General features: G+C 32.7%; 12 protein-coding genes. 2 read left to right on the top strand and 10 right to left on the bottom strand.

Annotated features, from left to right (window positions below; translation table 11 throughout):
• Positions 1 to 15: 15 nt before the first annotated feature.
• The 6 genes from ffh to ASE40_RS00260 form a co-directional block, all read right to left on the bottom strand.
• Positions 16 to 1368 (bottom strand): signal recognition particle protein, encoded by a 1353-nt coding sequence (gene ffh / locus ASE40_RS00235; RefSeq protein WP_057114816.1) that lies wholly within the window; start codon positions 1366 to 1368, stop codon positions 16 to 18.
• A 371-nt stretch (positions 1369 to 1739) separates the two neighbouring features.
• On the bottom strand, positions 1740 to 3422 hold the full coding sequence (locus ASE40_RS00240) for an MBOAT family O-acyltransferase (protein ID WP_057114817.1): 1683 nt from the start codon (positions 3420 to 3422) through the stop codon (positions 1740 to 1742).
• A 1-nt stretch (position 3423) separates the two neighbouring features.
• On the bottom strand, positions 3424 to 4845 hold the full coding sequence (locus ASE40_RS00245; RefSeq protein ID WP_082586718.1) for a GDSL-type esterase/lipase family protein: 1422 nt from the start codon (positions 4843 to 4845) through the stop codon (positions 3424 to 3426).
• Complete coding sequence (locus ASE40_RS00250) at positions 4842 to 6320, bottom strand: SGNH/GDSL hydrolase family protein (protein WP_057114818.1); 1479 nt, start codon at positions 6318 to 6320, stop codon at positions 4842 to 4844. Before ASE40_RS00250 ends, ASE40_RS00245 begins: the two co-directional genes overlap by 4 nt.
• Positions 6321 to 6597: 277 nt before the next feature.
• On the bottom strand, positions 6598 to 8022 hold the full coding sequence (locus tag ASE40_RS00255) for an HmuY family protein (protein WP_082586719.1): 1425 nt from the start codon (positions 8020 to 8022) through the stop codon (positions 6598 to 6600).
• Positions 8023 to 8040: 18 nt separating this feature from the next.
• Positions 8041 to 10155: a TonB-dependent receptor plug domain-containing protein gene (locus tag ASE40_RS00260; RefSeq protein WP_057114819.1), complete on the bottom strand. Its 2115-nt coding sequence runs from the start codon at positions 10153 to 10155 to the stop codon at positions 8041 to 8043.
• A 103-nt stretch (positions 10156 to 10258) separates the two neighbouring features.
• On the opposite strand from ASE40_RS00260, the gene ASE40_RS00265 reads away from it, so the two are divergent.
• Positions 10259 to 11161 carry a DUF6607 family protein gene (locus ASE40_RS00265; protein ID WP_057114820.1) on the top strand — a complete coding sequence of 301 codons (903 nt, stop codon included), beginning with the start codon at positions 10259 to 10261 and terminating at the stop codon, positions 11159 to 11161.
• Between the two features lie 71 nt (positions 11162 to 11232).
• Here ASE40_RS00265 and ASE40_RS00270 read toward each other — a convergent pair whose 3' ends face one another.
• From ASE40_RS00270 to argS, 4 genes are all read right to left on the bottom strand, one after another.
• Entirely contained in the window at positions 11233 to 12609 is a 1377-nt protein-coding gene (locus ASE40_RS00270) for a SusD/RagB family nutrient-binding outer membrane lipoprotein (protein ID WP_057114821.1), read from the bottom strand.
• Between the two features lie 17 nt (positions 12610 to 12626).
• Positions 12627 to 15692, bottom strand: coding sequence for a SusC/RagA family TonB-linked outer membrane protein (locus ASE40_RS00275; protein ID WP_057114822.1), 3066 nt, complete (start codon positions 15690 to 15692; stop codon positions 12627 to 12629).
• Between the two features lie 460 nt (positions 15693 to 16152).
• On the bottom strand, positions 16153 to 16863 hold the full coding sequence (locus ASE40_RS00280) for a hypothetical protein (protein WP_057114823.1): 711 nt from the start codon (positions 16861 to 16863) through the stop codon (positions 16153 to 16155).
• A gap of 311 nt (positions 16864 to 17174) precedes the next feature.
• Entirely contained in the window at positions 17175 to 18953 is a 1779-nt protein-coding gene (gene argS, locus ASE40_RS00290; protein WP_057114825.1) for an arginine--tRNA ligase, read from the bottom strand.
• Between the two features lie 332 nt (positions 18954 to 19285).
• On the opposite strand from argS, the gene ASE40_RS00295 reads away from it, so the two are divergent.
• Complete coding sequence (locus tag ASE40_RS00295) at positions 19286 to 21703, top strand: TonB-dependent receptor domain-containing protein (RefSeq protein WP_057114979.1); 2418 nt, start codon at positions 19286 to 19288, stop codon at positions 21701 to 21703.
• The last annotated feature ends 23 nt before the right edge of the window (positions 21704 to 21726 follow it).

Below are 21726 nucleotides of genomic sequence, written 5' to 3' on the forward strand. Positions count from 1 at the left end.
CCTTAAACTTTTATTTTATCTCGGCATACCACCCGGCATTCCTTTCATGCCTCCCATCATTTTCATCAGATTTTTTCCGCCTGGTCCCTGCATCATCTTCATCATCTTGCTCATTTGGTCAAACTGCTTCATTAACTGATTTACCTGCTCGACTTTAGTTCCGGAACCTTTTGCGATTCTGGCTTTTCTTTTTACATCAATTAAAGCTGGTCTGCTTCTTTCGGCTGGCGTCATCGAGTAGATAATTGCTTCAATATGTTTGAAAGCATCATCTTCGATCTCAACATCTTTCATGGCTTTTGAAGCTCCTGGTATCATTCCTACCAAGTCTTTCATATTACCCATTTTTTTTACTTGCTGGATCTGCGTTAAGAAGTCATCAAAACCGAATTCGTTTTTAGCGATTTTCTTTTGAAGTTTTCTAGCTTCTTCTTCATCAAATTGTTCCTGAGCTCTTTCTACAAGAGACACAACATCTCCCATACCAAGGATACGCTCAGCCATACGATCTGGGTAGAAAATGTCAATTGCTTCCATTTTCTCGCCGGTACCTACGAATTTGATTGGTTTGTTTACAACAGATTTAATAGAAAGTGCTGCTCCACCTCGAGTATCTCCATCTAATTTCGTTAAAATAACTCCATCAAAATTCAAGATATCATTGAATGCTTTTGCTGTGTTTACAGCGTCTTGTCCTGTCATAGAATCGACAACGAACAATGTTTCTTGCGGCTGAATTGCTTTGTGAACACGTGCAATTTCATCCATCATTTCCTGATCTACTGCCAAACGTCCCGCTGTATCGACGATAACAACATTGAAGCCGTTTGCTTTGGCATGTTTAATTGCGTTTTGAGCAATTTCTACAGGATTTTTATTTTCTGGTTCTGAGTAAACCTCAACACCTATTTGGTCTCCTACAACATGTAACTGATTAATCGCCGCCGGACGATAGATATCACAGGCTACAAGAAGTGGTTTTTTATTTTTCTTAGTTTTTAGAAAATTAGCTAATTTTCCAGAGAAAGTAGTTTTACCAGAACCTTGAAGTCCTGACATTAAAATAACAGTTGGAGTTCCAGATAAGTTAATACCAGCAACATCTCCTCCCATTAATTCTGTCAACTCGTCTTTTACCAGTTTAACTAATAATTGTCCTGGCTGTAAGGTTGTAAGTACGTCCTGACCAATTGCTTTTTCTTTTACTTTAGCCGTAAAATCTTTAGCAATTTTAAAGTTAACATCGGCATCAAGTAAGGCACGACGAACTTCTTTTAAGGTATCGGCAACGTTTACTTCTGTAATTTTACCGTGTCCTTTTAATATATGGAACGCTTTATCTAACTTATCACTTAAATTATCAAACATATCATTTTCTTTATTTGAAGTGCAAAGATAATCTAATTAGATATTTCAGGCAATTTATTTTTAAGGTTCATAGCCACAAAGACACAAAGGCGCAAAGTTTTTCTTTTAAAGATTTAATTAAGATAAAAATCTTGCAGATACCTAAGGCCGGAAAGTTATTTTCGCCACGAATTGCACTACTTTCCCGAATTATTTTTCTCTCTCGCAGATTTAGCAGATTGTAATGATTTCTATTTAACAAAAACTGCCAAAATCTGCTAAATCTGCGTGAAACAAAACTTCGTGCTTCAGCGTCTTCGTGGCAAACAAAAAAAGCACAAAGATTAAAACCCTCTGCTCCTTTGTAACTATGTCCCTTTGAACCTTTAAAATTAAAATTGAAAGTAAATAAACGGCTGGGATCCTGCTACCGCTGTTGCGTAAACAATCCAGTAAACAAATCCCAGAATTATTGCTTTTACTAACAATGGAGTTTTATCAAAAATAGATTTCATTCCGTTGGTAAAAGATTCTGGCAAGAAGTGCCATATGTAACCAAACAGCATTAATCCGAATACATTTTTATAACCTAAAATAATTGTTTTCCAAAGTTCTGGTTCGAATGTTAATTGACCAATATTATTTATTACCTGCAAAGCTGTTTCGAAATCTCTTGCGCGGAAAAAGATCCAGCAGAAAACCACAAAATGAAATGTAATTAGAATAGAGAAAAATCTCCATAGGAAATTTGGGCTCTTGTCTTTTTTCGAAGGAAAAAATTCCATGAAAATTTTATGAACTGCCAAAGCTAATCCGTGAAGTGCTCCCCAAACTATAAACTGCGCTCCTGCTCCATGCCACAAACCTCCCAAAAGCATTGTAGTAAACAAATTAAAATTGGTTACTAAGGTTTGTTTTATTTTGCTTGAAAGTAAAAATGATAAACAGAAAATCAAAATACTGCTTCCTGCAATTATCAGCGGAATTATACTTTCATTATAATTTGAAATTCCCCAAAGCAACAATCCAAAGAAAAATAAACTTGGGAATAAATATCCTGCGAAAGAACCTTGTCTGTTTCCTCCAATAGAAATGTATAAAAAGTCTTTTAACCAAGTCGAAAGTGAGATATGCCATCTTCTCCAGAAATCGGTAATCGAAGTTGACTTATACGGCGTTCTAAAGTTGACTGGTAATTTAAATCCAAGTAATAGCGCAATACCAATTGCCATATCTGAATATCCAGAGAAATCACAATAAATCTGAATGGCGTATCCATAAGAAGCCATTAAATTTTCAAATGATGTATAAGTCATCGGCGTATCAAAAACACGATCGACAAAGTTTACCGAAATATAATTAGATATTACTGTTTTCTTAATTAAACCTCCAATAATCAAAAACAAAGCATTGTTTACATCTTGTTTTGTTAGGTTTAATTTTTGGTAAATCTGAGGTAAAAAATCTTTTGCACGCACAATTGGTCCAGCAACTAACTGTGGGAAAAACGACACAAAGAACAAATATTCAATATAATTTTTTGTAGGCTTGATTTCTTCTCTATAAATCTCGATTATATAACTCATCGATTGAAAAGTGTAGAACGAAATTCCGACAGGAAGAAAAACATTATGAAGTGCAAAATTACCATGAAACATATCATTGTATGTCACAATTAAAAAGTTCATGTATTTGAAATAGCCTAAAAGTGCTAAATTTAAAATCACACTAATAACCAAATAAAGTTTCTTTACACCATCTCTGCTTTCCTTGTAAATTATCTGGCTCAAACCATAGTCTACAACAGATGAAAGCAATAATAGCAGAAAATAAATACCGCTTGATTTGTAATAAAAGAATAATGAGAAGAGAATAACATAAGTTAATCTCAAATAAAATGTTTTGCGTAAAAAACCATACACAAAATAGAAAACCAAAAATAGGCCTAGGAATAAACCGGTATTAAATAAAAGTTTTTCGTCTGGATTGTAAACAAACCAGCTTTTAACTTGTTCTGTTGTAATTGCACCAAAATTTTGAATGAACCAATTATTAATGCTATCTATTGTTGTCAACTTAATTCTTTAATTTAAAATTATCGTATGTTTTTAAAAACGCCTGCGTAAACAAATTTCCTTGTTTCTCATATCCTTTTTTGGAATAATGAACCCAATCCGGTCCAATTAACCCTTGCACTTTTAGCTGTTTGATGCCACTCATTCCACCAAATTCATCGTACAAATCCCAAACTGCAAAACCATCTTTTTGGGCTATCTCAATAATTTGTCTGGTGTAATCATCAATATAGGTATTGGGCTTTCTTCTTAGCAAAGATGGCGGCGGTGTCATAATTATTATCGGTGCATCTATTTTCTGCGCTTTGATATTATTTATAAACTCTCGCAATTCTTTAATGTAATTTCCTGAATCTAAATGTTCATAACTTTCATTTGTTCCTAATGAAAAAACAAGCAAGTCTGGATGCAATGCTTTTAGTTGTTCAAAAAATAACGGATATTTATTATAATCTGAAAACTTGGCTCCATTTACTCCGATACCACTGTATAGAATCCCAGGGGAATCTTTTTCTAAAACAAGTCCGTTTAACTCATAATTTGAAGCTTCTTTATTCGGAATCAAAAAAATTCGGCTTAAAGCATTGTCGGAATTGTAATAATGTGAATACGAATCTGATTCTATCGGTAAGGGAACAAATTCAGACATAGAAATTGTTTTTGCCCTTGTTTCATTAGTCGAAATTTTTAAAGTTCTCCCCGCACGAATATTATTTGACTTTAAACGATTGTCTCTTTTTATTTCAGCGACCGAAACATTATATTTATCTGCAATGGTTCCGAGTACTTCGCCTTTTTTAATTTTATGCGTTATAACTTTTCGTTCAGTGGTTTGAATTGAATTAACCTTAGAGGAAACCGCCAAATCAAACATATTCTGATTTTTTGGAGTTATAATTTTTATGGTATTAAATTTATAAGCAGGATCTTTTATATTCATTTCCATTACAAATCCGCCAGAATCTCTCCAAAGTCCAATCCCGCTTAATCCAACTGGATTATTTTTAAAGGGATAAATATTTCTGTAGCTTTCCCAAGCTCGATTCGATTTGAAACGCTCATTATAAGATCCGTTTGTTTTAGCTAATTGATATGGAAATACTAAACCACGTCCTGCATTGCCAAATTTTTGCTGCAAGTTCTTTCTGATCTCATTCGTCATCAAATCACCTTGAATGTGCGAATCTCCAATATGTACAATATTGATTTTCTGATTTTTCTGATCTTCATTTTTTTCTAATTTCTGAAAAAAACTTTTTAATACTTTCGCATTATAAAATTGCCCTTCTAAAGGTGCGTCGGCCGCTGCAGTATCAACTTTCTGAATCATGCTTTTATGTATTGGATGTACATCTGTTTTTGAAGTCTTTTCATTATTCAAGAAAAAAAGACAACAAAAGAAAACAATAAGTTTATTTATCATACACTGTCTTTTGTTACGGAAACGGAATCGGCCTTAGCTTTCCTTACGGTTCTCTGCTTATTCGTATTAGAATCTCTCTTTTCTCTGAGTACTTTATATTCTTCGTATCCTTTGTTTAATTGTCCATACAACAAATTACCAATTGCTTTTGCGCCGCGCTGGTTAAAGTGCGTGTAATCTTTATTGGCTCTGGCCGGCGTTTCATCAACCCATTTTATCATTGATCCGTCGCCTCCCATTAAAGTATATAAATTTACAAATCCAGATTCGGTTTCAAGTGCATAATGTTTTTGAGCTTTCATTAATGGAACTACTGCAGAATCGGTTTTCATTTCCAATTCATATTTAGTCGATTTATCGGCTGTGGAAACAATCAGGATGGAAACACCTGGAAAAGATTCTTTTATTTTATTTACTGTTTTAGTCATTCCTTTTTCGTACCAAGAATAATTTTTGGTTCCGTAGTTCAAAACATTTGTTCCGTAATGCAGAATAATTAAATCATAATTCAGATTATTATTAAAAGCTCTCATGACATCTGCATTGAACATTGATATTGGAAGTCCCGAATTTCCTCTTTGAGAGAAATTATCAACGTGAACTCCAATTCCGTTATCAAAATTAAATCCGTAAATCGGAATAGAATCTGCATGTACAAAATTCGCTTTAAAAGCTTTTAAGCTTCCAGAAGAAACATTTAATGTATTTACTAAATTATTCGGCGAAAGATTCTTTTTAATAGTGTCTTTACCTATAATAAAATTAACTTTTCCTGTTTTAGAGGAACGACCGTAAAATAAGGTTGCATTATCTAATGAAGTAGAATATTTTTTAAGTCCCGCTTCGTATTGAACCCAAGTTGGATTTGATAGATCGTTTGCAAAAAACACATGTCCGTTAATTCCAAAAGGGCTCGTTGGTTTTTTGACATTTAAATATGATTGTGTTTTCCAGTTTTTAGAATAAGTAGATTTTACAGAACCTCTAGATGCCGCAGATTCTGAAGTGATAGGAACAAATCCAACTCCATTTCCTCCAAAACGTTCTTGATAATTGGCACGAACGTCTTGAACGATTAAATCTCCATCTGTCATAGAATCTCCATAGTAAGCAATTCTAACTTTGTTCTGCGGATTTTTCTCTAACTGATATAATTTTTCGTAAAAAGGAATCAGATATTGAAAACCTTTATAATTCTCAAAAGTTTCTGCAGGAAATTCGATTCCCTCAGTTTCATCATAAACAATTTTTTGACTGTTTAACTTTTTTTCGCTTTCAGCAATACTATCATCATCCAAAGAAAGAGAATCTTTGGCCACAGATTCTAAAAGCAGACTATCGATTAATATGTTTTTAGAATCTAGTTTACTGTCTGAAAATATTTTATCTGGAAGGATTTGTTTGAATCCAATAAAGGCAACCAGCGCTAACGCCACAATCGCAAAAGACTGAAAAAAATAAGATTTTGTATTCACTTAATAATTATAAAATATGAAGAACTGCTACAAAAATTAAACCAATTAAGTTATCGTTAATTTATTGCAGGAAAAACTTGTGCAAAGATAGAATAACATTTTGTTTCTAATTCATTTTAGTAAGAAACTAGATCAAAAAAAAGAGGCTAGATAAATCTAACCTCTTTATCAAAAAAAAATAAAAAAAACAAAGCTAATGATTAACTAAATTTTAATGCGATGCTTTATAATTTTAGAATGAAATACTCTTTATATTTTTTAGATTTTCATTTTAAAATTATTTTAAGATAGCATATTCTAAAGTAACATTTCCTCTTTCACTTGCTTCATTTAGCATTGTAAGAAATCTTACTTTGTAGTAGTTTCCAGCAGCATCTTTAACTACATAAAAACGATCTGTTCTGATACTTGGTAAAGTAGTTGGTCCTCCACCGTTTCTCCAGTTTGCCCCAATTATTCTTTGATCTGTCTCAGAAGCTTTAAAGTTATCTTCAACAATTTTTGCTTTTGTAAAATCAGCATAAGATCCTCCAGTAGAAACTAAAACTTGATAAACTTTTGCCCCTCCTCTTGAGTTACTAGTAATAAAATCAGCATATCCATATGTTACATCACCACTACCCATATTTAGGTAATTTGTAAAAACTGTAAAGTTTAAATCCCATTTAGCTTTTTCAGGTTCAACAGAAACAGTATTTCCAGAAGCTAAACTAAAAAATGTAAAATTATAAGCAGTATCTTTAGAAATTGTTTTTTCAGTAAAAGTAGTAGATGATAAATCAGCATATTGAATTTTATAACCAGTTCCATTTCTTAAAATTCTAACTTTTTTCCAACCTCTTGATTCTCCATCAACTTCAACTCCTCCTGTTCCTGCAACTTTAGTCCCAACCAAAGCGCCCATATTAACAAGATATACTTTATTATCAGCATCTGTAGCTGAAACTTCAGCAATAGCTGTTCCTATCCCTGCACCTGCACCTGTTAAAACGCCTGTTGGATTATCAACAAAGCCGTTTGAAGCAGCTGTTGTTCCTGCACCTACGCTTACGTTAGCATCAATTTCCTGAGGTAAAGTGATGTCAGATGTTTCTAATTTTTTAACAGCCATCTTAACTGATCCGTTTATTATAACTCTAAATTCACTTCCTGAATTGAAACCAAAATCCCAAGTCGCTCTATTTACAGATTTAGTTATACCAGAACTAAAATCAAGATAAAGTTGATTTGGCTGATTTGGTCCTCCAACACTTGCAGCTAAAACACCGCCCGTATAAGCTGTCTCATTAAAATTAACTTGAACTGTTTTATTTTCACCTAAAATAGCATTAATAGTATTGCTTGAAATTGTGAAAACAACATTTTTAACTTCTCCTTCAATAGCTTCTTTTAATTTCTTAAAAGTAAAACTTACAGAAGAAACATTTTTTTCAAAGGGAACTACGATTGTTTTTGCAGTAGCAGCTGGTATAGTAGAAAAGTCAGTTCCTTCAACAACAGCATTTTCTACGTAAGTTAGTGTCAAAGATCCTGCAGTTGCTGTTGGTATTGCGAAATTAATCACGATAGGCGTTTCAGCAGCAGTTAAATTCAATGAGGTTGATGCAAAAGCAACTCCATTAATTTCAGCCGTATTGTTGTCATCACTTGAGCAAGAGACCAATGATAACACGAAAAGTGATAAGAATAATAGTTTTTTCATTTGTATTTTAGTTTATATTTAAAGATTAAGATTATATGAAAGTCTGATAAAATAAGAGCGCCCATAAGCGAGCATTACATTTGAATCTCCTGCATGTCCAGCAGATTGATTCGTGTTTGTCTGCCTAACATTCGTCACATTACAAATATTTCTCGCTCCAATTGTAACATCAAGCTGATTTTTGAAGAAAGTCTTTCTAATACTTGCATCAAGCCAATTACTTGGATCGATATCAGATATAATATATCCTGAAGATCCTTCTATAAATTGCTGTGACTTTCCGTTGTATTTGTAGTAGGCAGAAAATATTGTCCCCCATTTTTGTATTAAGTAAGAAACACTACTATTGACATTGAAAGAGTACAAAAATTTGTCATCTGATGTAAATACTTGATTTTCTATTTTTCTAGAAACACCAACTACAGCTGCTCCAATATTGAATGTCAAATCTCTATACCTAAATTGATTCATTGTAGAGAAATTCCACATTTTGTATTTACTGATGTTTATATATTGATATTCTGGATTTCCTGTATCTGGATTGTATCGTATCAAAGCCATATCAATTCTATCATTAACATCTAGGTAGCTTCCCGCAAATGTGTTTGAAACTTGCAAGCGTGAACCTATAAAAGATGATTTTTTTAAACTGGCTTCAAATGAAGTACTAGTTTCTGGTATCAAGTTTTCATTTCCTGTAAAGAAATGTCCGTCAAAAATTAATTTGGAATATAGTTCTTCAAAAGTCGGTGTTCTAAATGATGAACCATAAGAACCTCTAAGTTCAATTCCTTTATCAAATAAATATTTTAAATTAAGTGAGGATGCATATTGATCTTTAAATTTAGACTGCGCTGAGAATCTTAATCCTGGACGTATAGAAAATCTCTCAGTTGTCATAATTTCAGCGGAAGCAAAGAAATCATAATTTTCAAGAGTCTTTCTGACAGGAGAAAAAAGGTTATTTCCCTCTTGAATCAAAGAGTACCCTTGATTGTTTACAAATTCATATCCAACTTGCAGATCATATTTTTTGTTTGTAAAAAAGTTACTTAGAGTTCCTGTTGAGTAAAGAACTTCCATCGATTGGTCTTTTGTAGTAACATTTTCTTTTTCACTTTTATTCTGAAAATAATATTTAAAGTCTTCAACATTACGTTCTTGTTTCTGATGAGAAAGCGATATATTGTAGTTTAATCTCGTAAAAAGTTTTCCTGTTGCATTTAAATTATGAAAATATCTATTAGTAAAATATCTCATATCGTCAGCATATGTATAAGATCCTAATACTGGATTGTAACCTGACTGTACTGTAGCATTATAATAGTCAACATCTTCATCTAAGTATTCAAACTTATAGAAAACTTTAAATGAACCTTTATTGTAAGCAATTAAGGCATTTCCATTTAGTTGTTCTTTTGGCAGCCATCTGTATCCACGAGTTTGGTCATTAACATCATAATCTTTTCCATTTTTATCGTCTAAAAATCCTTGAAAATCGTTTCTATTAGCACCAACACTCACAAACCAGTTATCATTAAATGTATGGGCAACTCTCAACGATTGGATATGACGACCTTCATCAAAAAGTGCATATTCATCTTTAACCGTTTCTTCTTGTACAGCAGCTGTAATATTCCATTTATGTATTGACGATTTTTTTGTAATAATATTTAAAACTCCACTTACAGCATTAGCCCCATAAACTACACCCATCGATCCTTCGACTATTTCAATTCGCTCAACATCGTCTAAATTAATCTGTGATAAATCTGTATTATTTCCTAAACCAGCTTCATTTACTAACGGAACATTATCTACTAGAATTTTAAAATACTGAGCATCTAAACCAAATAAAGAAACTGTAGAACGACCACTTGTGCCACTTGGTCTAACCGTAATATTTAAGTACTGATTTAAAACATCAGCCAAGTTATTTGCTGCTAAATTTTTAATATCCCTACTTGAAATCACTCGAACATTAAATACGGATTTTTTTATGGATTGTGGCTCAAATTGTCCTGTAACAACAACTTCTGATAATTTTTCCTGTGAGTTAACAGTGTCTTTTTGCTGAGCAAAAGAACAAGTACAAAAAAGAAGTCCAGCAAAAAGGGTAAAATTTATTTTCATTATTTTTATTCAGTCTTAATAACAGGTGCAAATATATAACTATTTTTAATTGTTCTAAATAAAATTTATATATTTGCCAAAATTTAAAACAAAACAATAAGTTATGATTTCAAAAAGCCTTTTTTTGTCAGCCGCTATGGCTTTAACATGTGGTCTTGGTTTTAGTCAGGACAAAAAACAACAAGACATAAAATCGATTAAATCTATGTGCGGTTGTTATGAAGTGAAATTTAATTTTACAGAAACCTTCTCATATCCAAAAGATTCTCTTACTTATAAACCATCTGAAACAAAACACGAATCTGCTTTAGAATGGGTGGAATTATTAGAAGATACTCCTAACAAAATTGTTATGCAGCATTTACTAATTGTAAGTGACGATATGATTATCAAACACTGGAGGCAAGACTGGCTATACGAAAACACAGACTTGTATTCTTTTGACAAAGGAACTTCTTGGAAATACAAAAAGCTAGACAAAAAAGCGGTTAAGGGACAATGGACTCAAAAAGTATATCAAGTAGATGACAGTCCGAGATATGAAGGATCTTCAACTTGGGTACACGTTGATGGACAAGATTACTGGGCAAACGTTGCTGATGCTCCGCTTCCTAGAAGAGAGCAGACAAAACGTAACGATTACAATGTTTTAAAAAGAAGAAATATTCACGAAATCACTGCTACAGGATGGAACCATGAGCAAGACAACGATAAATTGGTTCGTGACGATGCAGGAAAAGATGTTTTGTTAGCGCAAGAAAAAGGATTTGATGTTTACACTAAAGTTCCAGATGTTAAATGTATTGCTGCTCAAAAATGGTGGAAAGAAAACAATGCACTTTGGAAAAATGTTCGTGACAAATGGCAGACTCTTTTTGACAGACATAAAGATTTAAACTTAGAAGCTAAAGTAGACAGAAAAGCTCTTTATTCTCTATTGTTTGATTTAAAACCAGATACTGCTAAAGCAGAAACAGATAAAATCATTGACAAATTTGTTAAGTAATTAGAATTAGTTGTTATTAAAAAAGCCGGAAGTTTTGAGACTTCCGGCTTTTTTTATGCTATATAAATTATTTAATTTTTATCCCACCACACATTGGTTGTAACATTACTAACTACCGTAGCATTTGGATTATATTGTCTTTCATCAGATGGCGTTGGAAGCCTTAGAGGAATAAACTTTATATTTGATGATTGGTTTGGCTCTAACACAGGGAAACCAGTTCTTCTGTAATCATTATAGGGTTCCATAGTTAAGAAAAGAGCAAGATATTTTTGTTGGATAATTGTCTCTAAATTTACTGTAGCAGTTGCTGCCGATAAAAAATCTGTCGTTGCTGCACTACCAGTAACTTTTAATACAGATGCCGCTACTGCATCTTGTAATGATTGTGCTGCATCTTGTCCCAATCTAAATTTCGCTTCAGCTTCTATGAATTTGGCTTCTGCATATGTCACCAATCCAATTGAAGAAGTCGCACTCGCAAATGCAGGACCAATATAAGAAGATGAAGTAGTATCTAAATCATCTGCCGCGTTGCCTGTATAATTACCATTCTTGTCTTTAGCAATTGCAAATGACAATCTCGGATCATCAGACTCTTTTAAAGAGTTTACGAAATATGCTCCTGTTTTTAAGTAATTTGCACGACTATTTTCAAAGGCATACCATTGATTGAGACCGTTTGATGTTCCAGGGAAAAAAGTATTAGCATCATCGCCAATTGAACTTATTCCTGAAGCGGTAATATAACTTAATGCTTTTTGTGCTGCCTGCGAATCAACCTGTGTTAATCGTAAGGCATATCTTGCTTTCAAGACATAAGCAACTTGAATCCATTTTTTGGTATTTCCATTAAATATGTAATCGTCATCTCCAGGAACAGTAAGATTACTTGACTCTGTTTTTTGTAAGTTCACAATCGCATCATCCAAGATACTTTGCAATCTCTCATAAATTTCCTGCTGAGTATTATATTTAGGAGCTCTATTTCCTTGATCAGCTTTAAAAGCCTCATCATAAGGAACATCTCCCCAAAGATCAGTTGCATAACCCAAATTTATCGCGGTTAAAACTTGGCCAATACCATTATAGTAGGGATAATGAGTAGCAAAATCACGATTTAAGATATAACCATTCATTAAAGTTGTACTATACAAAGTATTCCATTCGTTATTTACATCCTGCTCGCTGATAAAGTAACGCTGAATATCTCCTAACTGCCCTACGCTTGTCCCAGCAAGATGCTGATCTAAAATATTTGAAGTTCTAATCAACCCAGTTGTATGTGTTGAAAAAGTAGAAACTTCCATTGCAGAAAGCAATAAACTCGGCGTAGTTGAAATAGATGAATTTGGATTCTCGTTAAAGTGGTCTAATTCAGATTGACAGCTTGTAAAAAGGCCAAAACCTATAGTGGCCAGAATTACACATTTTATATATTTTTTCATTTTTATTAATTTAGAATTTAAAATCCGACTTTAAGAGTCATTATAAATGATTTACTTCCAGGATTATTAAAGTAATCTAATCCATTAATTTTTGAACCTGCTCCTGTTAAGCTAGTTTCTGGATCAACACCTTTGTAATTAGTATTTAGCCATAAATTTCTACCTGTAAATGACAGTTGAGCCGAATTAATAGCCGTGAATTTTTTCACATTAAAATCATAACTTAATGTAATATCACGAAGTCTTATCCAGTTCACATCTGTTACAGCTTCTTCTGCAGCACCTCCACCATCTCCTAAGTATTTTTGGTAATAATTTTTAGCCGATATTGCAATATTATTTGGAGTTCCATCTTGTTTCACACCATCAATAATATAATTATGCTCTCTATCTGCAGAAGCTTCAGAAACACCAAAATTGTGTAATCTTGCCAGTGTACCATTATACACAACTCCACCGTGTCTAAAATCTAGCAATCCTGACAAAGTAACTCTCTTATAAGTAAATGTGTTTCTTAAACCTCCTGTCCATTTAGGAGCAGAATTCCCTAAATTTCCAGTTTCATCTGCTACTATTGGTAAACCATTAGATCCAATTATTTTTTGTCCATTTTCATCACGTTTCCATTTTGTTCCATAAAAACTTCCTAATGGTTGTCCTTTTACAGCATAATATCCAATAGAACCAAAAGCAGTTTCAATAGAAATCTCATCTAAGTTTCCGTATATGTCAGTCACTTTATTTTCGTTCTTAGACCAATTCAAATTAATATTCCATTGAAATGCATTATTTTTTTTGAAAATATCATAGCCAAGTTCAACCTCAATACCTTTATTAACCAATTCAGCCGCATTTTGGTAAACCAATGCATATCCGCTTGATTGCGGCAGTGGCAATTCTATTAATAAATCTTTAGATGTTTTGTAATATAGATTTAAATCGAATGAAAGGCGATTTTCTAAAAACTTAGTATTAAAACCAAGTTCATGTCCTAATACTCTTTCTGGTTTTAATTGTTGATTCCCTAAAACCCCCGAAACAGCCATACCGTTTACACCGTTATAAGGAAAACTTAAACCATCTGTAAAACCATCTGTCATAAATGGCTGAGAAAATGTACTTATGGTGTAGTATGGTTGTGGAGCAATACCCACTTCTCCATATCCGTAAGTCATTTTCATAAAGTTTATCCATTCTGGTAAATCAAAAGAGCTTGATAAAACCCATGAAGCAGAAGCAGCTGGGAATAAAGCGCTATTTGCATCTGTTCCATACGTAGAAGACCATTCTTTTCTAAGCGATCCTGTAATAAAAAGTTGATTCTTAACATCAAATTCTAATTGTCCAAACAAAGCTCTGGACATCACATTAGATTCTGCGTTTGATGCGTACAATTGTGTCGCATTTGACAAATTATAAAGGTTTCTCACTGCAAGATCTTTTCCTCGAGAAAAAACATCTGTGTTCTGAGAAGAACGTAAATTAAGTCCGGCAGTATAATTTATCTTTAGCCATTCTGATTTTAAAGGCAATAATCCTGTTGCTATAAAATCACCATAAAATTGTTTGTTATTAATATTATTGAAAGCAACTTCTCCCATACCAGCAAGATTATCTCCATTAGATGAAATAGCATAAACTTGTTTTCGATAATCAGAATAAGTATCTATACCTCCTTTTGCAGTAAGGGACAACCAAGCTGCTGGCGAATAAGTAAGGTACATATTTCCAAAAACACGATTTACATCACTTGTCGCGGGATTTTCATTAACTGTAAAATATGGATTATCATACGAGTTATAATAGTTCATATTATTACCCTCTCCATCTTTATAGTTTCTTAGATCATAATTTGAAGGAGAACGAAGCAAACTTAACATTACACCAGAAGAGTTACTTCCATTTTGGGCTAATGTATTGGTTGTATGAGTATATTGCAAGCTACCACCTGTTTTCCATTTTTCATTTAATTTTAGATCTCCAACAACTCTTAAAGTATTTCTTTTTAATCCTGTTTCAGGAATCATACCTGTTTGTGTAACATTACCATATGATGCTCTATAAGTGGCTTTTTCATTACCACCATAAAAAGATATATTGTTTGTAAAGGTTAATCCTTCCTGAAAGAAATTCTTAACATTGTTATACATCGGAATATTTAATGACTCTGCTGAAGGTCCCCAGCTTTGAGGAGTGTTTGGATTTACAGCAGTCGCTGTGGCACTTGTACCTTGAACATATTTATTTTGTCTAGCAGGCAATTGACTAACATGATCAATCGCCAATGCAGTTGAGTAATCGATTCCTAAACTTTTTCCGCTTTTACCTTTTTTTGTTGTATAGATAATAACTCCGTTACCTGCTCTCTCACCGTATAATGCAGCAGCCGCTGGACCTTTAAGTACTGATACACTTTCGATATCATCAGGATTAATATCCAGTGCACGATTAGAGTTATTAATACCAGACAAGTTTGCATTAAATGGATTATCACCAGCACTAGTTTGACTTGTTGTATTGTCAATAGGAATACCATCAACAACAATCAGAGGATCTGAATTTCCTTTAATGGTATTTACTCCTCTAATGATTATTTTACTAGAAGCACCTGGCGTTCCACCAGTACCTATAACCTGAACACCAGCAGCTTTTCCAGCCAGCGCCTGCAAAACATTTTGTTCTCCAGACTTAGTTATTTCATCCGAAGTAATTTTTGAAACTGCATAACCCAATTTTTTTTCTTCTTTTTTAACTCCCAGTGCAGTTACAACAACCTCTTCTAATTGTTCTCCACCATCCTGCATTTTGACATTTACAGTAGACGAATTGCCAACTGTAATAGATTGGTCTTTCATACCCATGTACGAAAACACAATAACATCTCCTGTCTTGGCTTTAATTTTATACTTTCCATCAAAATCGGTTTGAACTCCATTGCTAGTTCCTTTTACAACAACATTCGCACCTGGAATTGGTCCGCTTCCATCCGATACAATTCCTGAAACTGCTTTTTCCTGTGCAAAAAATAATTGAACAGTGAACAAGAATACAAGAATTGCAAATCCTTTAATCTTTCTTTTCATTATAGTTAATTTGAATTAAGGGGCGCAACTTATAAAATTAATTTAATTTTAACAAGAATTTATTTCTTTTTAACAAGTAAAAATTAAAAGTTATTCTTACAATTAATCAGATAAGAATAAAAAAACCGTCTAAAATTAATTAGACGGTAATCCTTATTATTTCTCACTAAAAGGGTTACTAATTCAAAATAGTTAAAAATGAATATAAGGAGGTATTGTAATTTATTGTCTGTAAAAATTGAAAGCAGTTGAGTGAAAGCTTCAAAAATTATCTTTTTTTCGAGCGCAAAATTAACACGAAAAATCATTAATTCATATACCTAATCTTTATTGAGATAGAAAAATGTCTTATTCTGATACTTTTGATTTTTTAGGGGTTGTTTTAAAAACAAAAAGCCGATAGTTTTAACTATCGGCTTTTTTTGAATTTTAAATTTAAAGATGAATCTTTCAAACAATATTATTTTGCTTCTGCACACTCAGAATATGAGATGGCATGCTTTGTCAAGTCTGTCCATTTTGGCTCAGGATTTGCAGCAATTACTTTCTCACAACCTCCCCATAATGGCACAAATTCTTTTTTATATTCTTTTTTCTTAAGCAAAAATGCCGGTGAATCTTTTTTGGCAACATAATAAGATTTAGCATCTCCTCCAATAAACTTTACACCGCCAACTCCTAAAGAAGCAGTCTCTTTTGCGTGCGGATCACAGTAGATTTTAAATTCTTTACTAAATCCAGGGTTTAAAAGCTGCATTAATAATTTTGAATTTTTCTTTTTGATTTTTACATCAGCAGTTTCAAAATATGCATAACCTTCTTTTATATATTCTTGGTTCAATTTATCATCGCTCCACTTTTGATAATCTGAAATAAAGTCTAGTTTTTTAGTCAGGTTATCCAATCCGCTTGGCGGCAAATACATAAACTTAATATCTTCTGGTTTTAGTTTGTGTTTTTTTCCTGCTGCGTCTTGCAATTTAATGTATTCAATTAATCCTTTGTCTCTGTCGATATCACGAATAGTTCCGCTAATTTCAGTTCCGTCAGCCAAAGTAATGTAAGCTGTTTTGTTGTGTGAAAATCCATAAGATGGAGCAATTAAATCTTGTGCGTTCATTGCTGTAAAAGCAAAAAAGAGCATCATTAATAGTAAAGGTTTTTTAATCATGTTTTTGGGTTTAAAATTTTGCCTACTCTTACGATTTTCAGCTTCCTCGATTATTTTTTTTAACAGTAAAAATGAAAAAAAGCTTATATTCGTTAGCTTTATCAACTATAATTATCAATAAATTTCTTACTGTAAACATAATTATAAAAACCATATATCCAAATGATATTTTCTGTTTTTTACACGAAAATTCATTCACCAAAATTCTTAACCTTTTGGTAATAATAACTTTGATTTTCTCTAAACTTTACCGCAAAAAAAAAGAGCCGATAACTGAATAGTTATCGGCTCTTTTAAATATTTATAAATAATTACATTCTCTCCGGCACTTCGATTCCTAATAAATGGAATGCAGATTTTATTACCTCAGCTACCTTTTGAGAAAGCTGAACTCTGAATATTTTTTTAGTTAAATCTACTTCTCCTAAAATATGAACAGATTGATAGAACGAATTATATTCTTTTACTAAATCGTAAGTATAATTAGCAATCAAAGCTGGACTATGATTTTGAGCCGCATTTTGAATTACTTCTGGGAAAAGTTCGATTTGTTTTACCAATTCTTTTTCTTTTTCATGAAGTTCTTCTATTTCAGTTTTAGCTGTAAAATCAAAATCTGCTTTACGAATTATTGACTGAATTCTCGCGTATGTATATTGAATAAACGGCCCTGTATTTCCAGCAAAATCAACAGACTCTTCTGGATTAAACAAAATACGTTTTTTAGGATCTACTTTTAAAATGTAATATTTCAAAGCACCTAAACCAATTGTTTTGTACAATTTCGCTTTTTCTTCGTCAGAATAGCTGTCTAGTTTTCCTAAATCTTCAGAAATTTGTTTTGCTGTATCTGTCATGTCCTGCATTAAATCATCTGCATCTACAACAGTTCCTTCACGGCTTTTCATTTTTCCAGAAGGTAAATCAACCATTCCGTATGATAAATGATATAAGCTTGAAGCCCAGTCAAAACCTAATTTTTTCAAGATTAAGAACAATACTTTAAAATGGTAATCTTGTTCGTTACCAACGGTATAAACCATTCCGCCAACATCTGGCATATCTTTTACACGCTGAATTGCCGTTCCAATATCCTGTGTCATATAAACAGCAGTTCCGTCAGAACGTAATACAATTTTACGGTCAAGACCTTCATCTGTCAAATCAATCCAAACTGAACCATCTGGATCTTTTTCGAAAACACCTTTATCTAAACCAACTTGAACAACATCTTTTCCTAATAAATAAGTGTTGCTTTCGTAGTAATATTTATCAAAATTAACTCCAAGATTGGTATAAGTAGTTGCAAAACCTTCATAAACCCATTCGTTCATTTTTTTCCAAAGCGCAATAACTTCTTCATCTCCAGCTTCCCATTTCTTAAGCATATCTTGCGCTTCTATAATAATCGGCGCTTGTTTTTTAGCTTCTTCTTCTGTTTTACCAGTTTCAATTAAACCGTTAATTTCAGATTTATATGCTTTATCAAATTCTACGTAATATTTACCAACCAATTTATCTCCTTTTAAACCAGAAGATCCTGGAGTTTCTCCGTTTCCGAATTTTTCCCAAGCCAGCATTGACTTACAAATATGAATTCCCCTATCGTTGATAATTTGAGTTTTGTATACTTTTTTGCCAGATGCTTTTAAAATTTCGGCAACAGAATATCCTAACAAGTTGTTACGAACATGACCTAAGTGCAGTGGTTTATTGGTATTTGGTGAAGAATATTCTACCATCACGGCTTTCTCTGCAGGGTTTGGAGTTACATACCCAAATTGCTTGTTATCTTTTATTCCGTTAAAGAAATTTAGATAATAACTATCTGAAATTACAATATTCAAAAAACCTGAAACTACGTTAAAGCGCGCCACTTCAGAAACATTTTCAACTAAATAATTTCCAATTTTATTTCCTAATTCGGCTGGATTACTTTTAATCACTTTTAGCAGCGGAAAAATCACCATTGTAATATCGCCTTCAAACTCTTTTCTAGTAGTTTGAAACTCAATTTTATCAATCGTAACATCAAATAATGCTTGTATTGCTTTTTGTATAGAAGGTGTAAGAATTTGTGGTAATGACATGTAAACTTATTTTAAAGTGAGCAAAGATACTGCTTATTCATCAATTAGAGAAAATCAAAAACATATAAAATTCAGGAAAAGAGTTTGAATTTGATAAAAAACCTGCATTTTCAATTGTTAAAATTATCAAAAAATCAAAAGCATAATCTCCTACAAAACAGGGCATGAGATTTTTTTTGTGTTTTTTTTCACAATTTCTTGTAACATATCCAACACAAAAGAGTCTTAATAGAGACTTCAAATTTATTTTGAAACATCAAAAAGAAAAAAAAAGAAAAAAACTAACAAACAAAATCATCATCAATCAAATCAAAATAATCAACAAGGAAATCATGAAATTAAAATTCTTTCTGTTTGCGTTATTGGGGGTAATCGCAACAGCACAAGCTCAGAATACGGGAAGTATTTCTGGAAAAATTACCGAAAAGTCAAACAGTGCACCAATTTCTTATGCAACTGTTTCAATTAAAGAAAATGGAAAAGTAGTGTCTGGAGTTAATACAGATGACAATGGGGACTTTGCATTTAAAAATGTTGCTTTGAAAAGCTATACAATCGAAATTCAATACATCGGATTTAGAAAATATATTGGATCTGTTATTTTAAGCGAAAACAAAAAAGCTGCGACTGTAAATGTTTCTCTTGAAGAAGAGGCAACACAGCTTAAAGGCGTAAATATTGTTGCTGAACGTTCTACAATCGAACAAAAAATCGATAGAAAAGTGGTTAATGTTGGTAAAGATTTAACAACAGCAGGAGCTTCTGCTTCTGACATTATGAATAATATTCCTTCTGTGAATGTGGATCAGGATGGAAAACTTTCGCTTCGCGGAAATGATAATGTTCGTGTATTAATTGACGGACGTCCTTCTAATATTGATCCTGCTCAGTTATTAAAGCAAATTCCGTCAACTTCTATCAAAAAAATTGAGTTGATTACCAATCCAAGTGCAAAATACAATCCGGAAGGAATGTCTGGAATTATCAATATTATTTTGCATAAAAATGCCAATACTGGTTTTAACGGAAGTTACAGCGGAGGAATCACTTTTGGACAAACTGCAAAATACAATCAGTCTTTAGATTTGAACTACAAAACAGGAAAGGTAAATTTCTTTGGTAATGTGGGACAAAATTTTGGAACGTATTATAATGATGGATTAATTAGAAGATTTGATCAAGATATTGTTCAAAAAATTGACGTGATCAATGATAATGATTCTTATTTATACAAAATAGGAATGGATTATTTAATTGATGATCATAACACATTGTCTATTTACACTAACCAAAATAAAAATACAGGAAAAGGTTTTGTAGATACTGACATCGACTATAACAATGTAACGAATTCAGACATTTCGAATATTTTTCAAAAATCAAGATATTGGGGACCAGACCAAGTTGGAACTTACAATTTAGCATACAAACATATCTTTAAAAAAGAAGGTCATACTTTAGATTTTGAAGCAAATTACAGCGATAATAAAGAAACTCAAAACGCTTCTTTTGATACTCAAACAACTAATACTGATAATACAAGTTCAAATGTTGTGTACAATGATTTCTTGAAAGGAACTCGTAAACTAAGCACTGTAAATATTGACTATGTTAATCCGTTAAACGAAAAAACAACTCTTGAAGCTGGAGCAGAAGCAAGAATTACAAGAACTGGGAATGATTATATTACGGGCAATCCTCTGCTTCCTGTAGAAGCTCAGACTTCGAATTACACTTATGATACTGATATTTATTCTGCTTATGTAACGTTTGGTCAGAAATTTAAAAAATTAAGCTATCAGGTAGGTGCTCGTTTTGAGAGTTATAAAGTTGAAACTAACTTAAATCATGGCAAGGATAAATTTGATGACGATTACATTACATTGTATCCTTCTGCATATTTAACTTATAATTTAAACGAAAAGAATACTTTACAATTCAGCTACAGCCGTCGTGTTGACCGTCCAAGTTTAGAACAGACAAAGCCAATTCGTGAGTTTGCTACTCCATTAGTTACTTCATTAGGAAACCCTGAATTAAGACCTCAGTTTACAAATTCTGTAGAAGTAAATTATACTAAAACATTCGAAAAAGGAAGTTTTACTGCTGGTGTTTTTGTGAGAAGCATTAATGACCAGATCAGCAGAATTTTATATCCAGATCCTGCAGACGCAAGTAAAGAAAAGCAAATTATGTCTTATACAAATTTTGATCATAATACGTCTTATGGATTTGAAGCTTCTTTCAATTATAAAATTACAAAATGGTGGGACATTCAACCATCGATTGATTTTTCTAGCATTAATCAAGAAGGAATTGTTTATAAATACGTAGCAGGCGGCCAAAGTGAGCCAGAGCAGAAAACGGTTACTGTTGCCGCTTTTAATGGGCGTATGAATTCAAATTTTAAAGTAAACAAACGTTTAAGCTTTTTACTATTTGGTTTTTACAGAGGTGCCGTTGATGGATTGCAAAACAACAGCCACGAAATGTATAAAATGGATATTGGATCACGTTACACTTTGTTAGACAACAAAATGAATATTAGTGTACGTTTTAATGACGTTTTCAACACCATGAAATATGCTTTTGATACTATGTCTCCTTATCCGCAGGCAGGTCAGTTTAAATGGGAAAGCCAAACTGTTTATGTAGGTTTGACATACAACTTTGGAGGTGCTAAAATCAAAAACCTTCAACGTAAACAAAGAGAAGACAATACTAATAAAGATGGAGGCGGAATGTTCTAACAGCCCTTCCAAAAAAGATTTTT

Source organism: Flavobacterium sp. Root935 (assembly GCF_001429295.1).
Classification (GTDB): domain Bacteria; phylum Bacteroidota; class Bacteroidia; order Flavobacteriales; family Flavobacteriaceae; genus Flavobacterium.

Excerpts from the sequence above, each read along its gene's own strand:
- ffh (WP_057114816.1), bottom strand. The coding sequence starts at position 1,368 with ATGTTTGATAATTTAAGTGATAAGTTAGATAAAGCGTTCCATATATTA.
- ASE40_RS00245 (WP_082586718.1), bottom strand. The coding sequence starts at position 4,845 with ATGATAAATAAACTTATTGTTTTCTTTTGTTGTCTTTTTTTCTTGAAT.
- ASE40_RS00255 (WP_082586719.1), bottom strand. The coding sequence starts at position 8,022 with ATGAAAAAACTATTATTCTTATCACTTTTCGTGTTATCATTGGTCTCT.
- ASE40_RS00260 (WP_057114819.1), bottom strand. The coding sequence starts at position 10,155 with ATGAAAATAAATTTTACCCTTTTTGCTGGACTTCTTTTTTGTACTTGT.
- ASE40_RS00265 (WP_057114820.1), top strand. The coding sequence starts at position 10,259 with ATGATTTCAAAAAGCCTTTTTTTGTCAGCCGCTATGGCTTTAACATGT.
- ASE40_RS00270 (WP_057114821.1), bottom strand. The coding sequence starts at position 12,609 with ATGAAAAAATATATAAAATGTGTAATTCTGGCCACTATAGGTTTTGGC.
- ASE40_RS00275 (WP_057114822.1), bottom strand. The coding sequence starts at position 15,692 with ATGAAAAGAAAGATTAAAGGATTTGCAATTCTTGTATTCTTGTTCACT.
- ASE40_RS00280 (WP_057114823.1), bottom strand. The coding sequence starts at position 16,863 with ATGATTAAAAAACCTTTACTATTAATGATGCTCTTTTTTGCTTTTACA.
- argS (WP_057114825.1), bottom strand. The coding sequence starts at position 18,953 with ATGTCATTACCACAAATTCTTACACCTTCTATACAAAAAGCAATACAA.
- ASE40_RS00295 (WP_057114979.1), top strand. The coding sequence starts at position 19,286 with ATGAAATTAAAATTCTTTCTGTTTGCGTTATTGGGGGTAATCGCAACA.